The sequence below is a fragment of the Amycolatopsis sp. NPDC051106 genome, from assembly GCF_040682775.1.
Taxonomy (GTDB): domain Bacteria; phylum Actinomycetota; class Actinomycetes; order Mycobacteriales; family Pseudonocardiaceae; genus Amycolatopsis.
The window spans coordinates 1-5462 of the sequence record NZ_JBFBBQ010000190.1; the positions used below are offsets into that span (position 1 = coordinate 1).

At 69.6% G+C, this 5462-nt stretch carries 5 protein-coding genes; all 5 read right to left on the reverse strand.

The window, feature by feature from the left end; translation table 11 throughout:
- Nucleotides 1-96: 96 nt before the first annotated feature.
- A complete protein-coding gene (locus AB0M83_RS48335) occupies nucleotides 97-1722 on the reverse strand; it encodes an ABC transporter substrate-binding protein (RefSeq protein ID WP_364529531.1) in 1626 nt (541 codons plus the stop codon).
- A 287-nt stretch (nucleotides 1723-2009) separates the two neighbouring features.
- On the reverse strand, nucleotides 2010-2963 hold the full coding sequence (locus AB0M83_RS48340) for a Ppx/GppA phosphatase family protein (RefSeq protein WP_364529534.1): 954 nt from the start codon (nucleotides 2961-2963) through the stop codon (nucleotides 2010-2012).
- A gap of 95 nt (nucleotides 2964-3058) precedes the next feature.
- Entirely contained in the window at nucleotides 3059-4237 is a 1179-nt protein-coding gene (locus tag AB0M83_RS48345) for a lytic murein transglycosylase (protein WP_364529537.1), read from the reverse strand.
- A 150-nt stretch (nucleotides 4238-4387) separates the two neighbouring features.
- Nucleotides 4388-4897, reverse strand: a complete 510-nt coding sequence (locus AB0M83_RS48350; protein ID WP_364529540.1) for a DUF501 domain-containing protein — start codon at nucleotides 4895-4897, stop codon at nucleotides 4388-4390.
- 179 nt (nucleotides 4898-5076) lie between these two features.
- Nucleotides 5077-5462, reverse strand: a 386-nt coding sequence (locus tag AB0M83_RS48355; protein WP_364529543.1) for a septum formation initiator family protein, incomplete at its 5' end; no start/stop codon positions are given.

Here is a 5462-nt window from a genome sequence, read left to right on the forward strand (position 1 = left end):
ACGATCGATGCCTGGGCGATCTGGGACCCCTACACCGCGCAGGCCCGTTTCTCACTCACGACGGCGTGGTGGTGGGTGCGGCAGATCAGCGCGGCACTACTTCTTCAGGACCTCGATGGACGGGTAGTCCGGCATGCGCCGGAAGTCCAGGGCCGCGGACTTGAGGTTCTTCGACTTCGCCGCGACGCCCTTCTCGTCCCACGTCGGGATCGACGGCAGGTCCTTCGCGATCAGGTCCTCGGCCTGCTGGTACAGCTTGACCGCCGCCTCCTTGTCGGCGGTTGCGTCCGCCTGCGCGAGGAGCGCGTCGACCTGCGGGTTCGAGTACGACGAGTCGTTCGAGGAGCCGCCGGTCTTGTAGATCGGGTTGAGGAAGTCCTCGATGGACGGGTAGTCCGCCGACCAGTCGGAGCGGCCCATACCGGTCAGCTTCTTGCCGGTGACGATGCTGCGCCACTGGCCGAAGTCGGTGGCCGGCACGAAGTCGCACTCGACGCCGAGGGTGTTCTTGATGCTGTTGCACGCCGCGACCAGCGGTTCCTTGCGGCCGCCGTCCGCGTTGGACGCGATGGTCAGCTTGCCCTTGAAGCCGGACTTCGCGAAGGCCTCCTTGGCCGCCGCCGGGTCGAACTTGCAGAACTGGCAGACCCCCGAGCGGGCACCGGTGATGCCCTGGGCGACGTACCCGTCCAGCGGGACGTAGGTGTCGTTCATGACGGTCTTGGTGATCTGCGCGCGGTCGATCGACATCGAGATGGCCTTGCGCAGCTCGAGGTTGTCGTAGCCCGGCACGTAGTACGGCACGGCGATGGTGCTGACCCCGAGCAGGTGGCCGGTGACGAGCCGGTCGCCGAGGTCGGCCTTGTACTTGCCGCCCGCGACCGCCGACGGCGGCAGCGCCTCCATGAAGTCGAGCCGCCCGCTCAGCAGGTCCTGGTAGGCGGTCTCCTGGCTGGAGTAGATCTTGATGTTCAGGTCTTTGAAGTGGACCTTGTCGTCACCCTTGTAGTCGTCGTTGCGGGTGAGCTTGATGTCCTGGTTCGGCGTCCGCGAGACGAACTTCATCGGGCCGTTGCCGATCGGGTGCTGCTCGAACGCCTTGGGGTCCTTGAAGAACGCGTCGGGCAGCGGCGCGAACGCCTGGTAGCCGACCTTGATGTCGAACACCGAGAACGGCGAGCTCAGCGTCACCTGGAACTCGTAGTCGCCCTTCTGCACCAGGCCGGACATCTTGTCCGTGGCGGGCTTGGCGTTCTCGTCATCGGGGTGGACGTCCTTGTACCCCTGGATGTTCGAGAAGAAGTCCGTGTTGAGCTGGCCGTTCGGCGCGTAGGCGCCGTAGTTCCAGGCGTCGATGAAGTTGTGCGCCTTCACCTCGGTGCCGTCGTGGAACTTCCAGCCCTGCTTGATCTTGATGTCGTAGACCTTGGAGTCGGTCGTGGTGATCGAGTCCGCCATCAGGTTGAACGGCTTGGCGTCCGCACCCTTGAAGCCGACCAGCGTGGCGAACAGCGCCTGGATGGCCTTCGTGCCGCCGAGGTCGTTGATGTTGGTCGGGACCAGTGCGTTCTGCGGTTCGGTGCCGTAGACGCTGACCGTGCCGTCCGGGTCCGTCTCGCCGGCGCCCGCGGAGCTGCCCGAACCGCCGCCGCACGCGGCGAGCGCGAGCGCCAGCGAGGTCATCACCACCGTGGGTCCCCAGAGCCTGCGCGAACGACGCATGTCCCCTCCATCTCCGTCTGTCCGAAAGGTGAGACGCACGCTATCGGGGGCGGCGAAGCCGATCACAGGACTGCGGTGTTGCAAATCAGTGACGGTCGTCAGGACCACCTGGTTGGAGCACGACCAACGTAGGAATTCGGGTACTCCGGACGGAGTAGCGCGGACACGTGGTCATCACGCGCTCACGTTCGGTTCGTGTTCGATTCCCGTTGTGGCGCAAGCCCTTTCGGATGTCCGAACGGGCCGGTGGGGTGGTTGTCAAGAGGCCTGGGTGGCCGGAACCGGACTCACGCGAGCGAGAGGGCGATCCCGTCCAGGATGTCGTGCTCGCTGACCACCAGCTCGGTCGGGCCGCCGCGGGCCGCGAGCTGCTCGGCGAGGGTCTGGACCACCACCGCGCCGCCGGCGATCACGTCGACGCGGCCCGGGTGGATCACCGGGTTCGCCGCGCGGGTGGCGTGGTTTTCGGCCAGCAGCTTCGTCGCGAGCCGGTCGATGTCCGCGGGGCCGAGCTTCGACAGGTGGACGCGGTCGCTGTCGTACTCCGGCAGCCCGAGCGCGATCGCCGAAAGCGTGGTCACCGTGCCGGCGACGCCGACCCAGGTCTTCGCGCGGGCGACGTCGACGACGTCGAACGCCTCGGTCAGGACCTTGCCGGCCAGGTCGCGGGCCGCCGCGATCTCTTCCGCCGTCGGCGGGTCGCTCTTCAGCGCGCGCTCGGTGATCCGGACGCAGCCGATGTCGACCGACTTCGCCGCGATCACCTCGGCCTTGCGGCCGTCCCAGGTGCCGAGGACGAGCTCGGTCGAGCCGCCGCCGACGTCGGCCACGACGAACGGGCCGTCGTCCGGGTCCTGCTCGCCGACCGCGCCGGTGAAGGACAGCCGGGCCTCCTCGTCGCCGGTGATCACCTCGGCCTCGACGCCGAGGGTCTCGCGCGTCATGCGGAAGAAGTCATCGCGGTTCTTCGCGTCGCGGGTGGCGGAGGTGGCGACCATCCGCACCTTCTCGGCGCCCTTGCGCCGGGCGGCGACCGTGTAGTCGGCGAGCGCGGCCCGGGTGCGTTCGATGGCTTCGGGCGCCAGCTGCCCGGTGGCGTCGACGCCCTGGCCGAGCCGGACGATCCGCATCTCGCGGTGCAGGTCGCGCAGGTCGACCGTGCCGTCGTGGCGCGGCGTCAGCTCGGCGACGAGCAGGCGGATGGAGTTGGTCCCACAGTCGATCGCGGCAACACGAGGCATGCGATCCACCCTAGCCAACCCGCCACTTTCGTCGTGAAAGTGCCACTCGCGGGGCCGAATACGCATCTTTCCCTACGAAAGTGACGCCTTCGCGGTCACGGCGTGGGGGTGGCCGGCGGCGCTGTGGTCGTGGTCAGGGTGGTCGTGGTGCTGACCGAGGTGACCGTCTGGCCGCACGTCGGTGTCGGGGTCGGCGTCGGGCTCGGTGAGGTCTCGGCCGGAGGCGTCGTGGTCGTCGACGGCGGCGGGGTCGTCGTCGTGGTCACGCTCGTGACCGTCGTCGTGGTGACCTTCGTGACCGGCGGGATGCACGCCGGCGGTTTCGTCGTCGTGCCCGGGCTGGTCGTCGTCGGCGGCGGGGCGCTCGTCGGTGTCGTCGACGGGACCGGGGGCGGCGGGACCGCCGGCGCGGGCGGGCCGGCCGCCGCGTTCGGGGCGCCGATCGGGACCGTGCTGTCCGGCACCTGCATGATCCCGTTGCGGTAGGCCTCGGCCCACAGGATCACGGTGTTCACGTACGTGTCGGAGTTGTTGTAGCGGTAGATCGCGCCGCGCAGCTGGTCCGGGTTCGCCAGGTCGAAGCCACCGGAGCAGAGGTAGCGGCCGGTGGCCAGGGCCGCGTCGAAGATGTTGTTGGGGTCGGACTTGCCGTCGCCGTTGCCGTCGGAGGCGTACCCGCGCCAGGTCGCCGGGATGAACTGGGTCGGGCCGACCGCGCGGTCCCACACCGGGTCCGTGTCGAGCTCGCCGTGGTCGGTGTCCGGGATCGCGGCGAACGCGCCCTGGCCGTTGAGCTGCGGGCCGAGGATCGGCTCACGCGTGGTGCCGTTCGCGTCGACGTACCCGCCGCGCGCGTGGTTGGACTCGATCCGGCCGATGCTGGCGATCAGGGCCCAGTCGATGTGGCACGCGGCCTGCTCGCGGCCGAGGATGTCGGCGGCGTTCTTGTACGCGGCGAGTGCGGTGGCGGGGATGCCGAGGGGGCCGTCGGGGAGTTCGTACGCCGGGAGCGGCAGCGGGGTGGGCGCGCCGGGGAGGGTGCCGTCGACGGCGATCTGCTGGATGGCGGCGTGCCCGGGGTCGTAGCCCTGGCCGAGGGCGGCGTCGCGGGAGTGGTCACCGGTGCCGCCGAGCCAGCCGAGGGTGCCGCCGCCGGCGACCAGCGCCGGGAGCACCGCGAAGATGCCGGTGATCAGGGGGTACGCCGTGCGGTGGCGGATGCCGAATCTTCGGGTGTGGCTTCCGACTGCGTCAGGCAGTCGCCGCACGCGCATTGCTCTGAGCCCTCCTGGCCGGTTCGGTCCCACCCTCGGGTGACAGCCTGCCGTACCCGGGGCGCGGTTTCACCCCTTCGGGAGTCTGAATCTCGCCGGACGGGGGTTTTCGCTCACCCAGCCCAGTTATCTGTTTACGACGCGCGAGCGTTACTCGGCACAGTCCCCCGTGGGCCACCCGTTCGCTTTAAGGAGCTCCAACGTCTCGTCACCGAACGGATTCACGCCCGGACCGACCGCGAGCGAGTGCGCGACGTGCACGTGGAGACACTTGACCCGCCCGGGCATGCCCCCGGCGGTGACCTGGTGGCCGAGCGGCTCGATCGCGTCGCGCTCGGCGAGGTAGGTCTCGTGGGTGCGCTGGTACCGCGCGGCGAGCTCGGGATCGGTGGAGAGCCGCTCGGTCATCTCCTTCATGATCCCGGAGGCCTCGATCGTGCCGATCATCGAGTTCAGCTTCGGGCAGGTCAGGTAGTAGAGCGTCGGGAACGGCGTGCCGTTCTCCAGCCGCGGGCTGGTCTGCACCACCGACGGGTGCCCGCTCGGGCACCGCGCGGCCACGGCCCGCAGCGCCCGCGGCGGCCGTCCGAGCTGCTCCGCGATGATCTCGCGGTCGGCGTCGGTGACGGGCTCGAACCGGTGCTGCTGCGTGCTGTTCACGCGCTCCAGGTTAGAGCGTGGGCCGCACCACCCCGACCGCGCCCACGCGACCCACCCGGAGACGCATCTTTCCCCACGAAAGTGACGTCGCGCGGGGCCCTGGACGCATCTTTCCCTACGAAAGTGACGTCGCGAGCGACCCGAGACGCATCTTTCCCTACGAAAGTGACGGGTCCGGGTCAGCCGCCGGACACCTGGTTCCAGAGGTTCTCGTACCAGGAACCGTCCGGGACCTGCTGCTGTCCCTGCTGCGGCGCCGCGTCCGGGGCCTTGTCCTCGGGCAGCTGGACGATGTACGGCGTCTCGCCCGGCTTGACGTAGCGCAGCCGGCGCCGGGCCTCGGCCTCGATCTGCGCCGGGTCGCTCAGCTCCGCCTTGCGGCCCTGGAGCTGAGCGACCGTCTGCTGCAGCTGGGCCTGCTGCGCCTGCTGTTCGCGGATCTCGGTCCGCTGGGCGAGGTACGTGCGCAGGGGCACGGCAATGGTGAACGCCAGCGCGCACACCACGATCGCCACCACCGCCGCGCGGCGGGTGGTGGACATGCCGAGCACCTTCGCCGCACCGG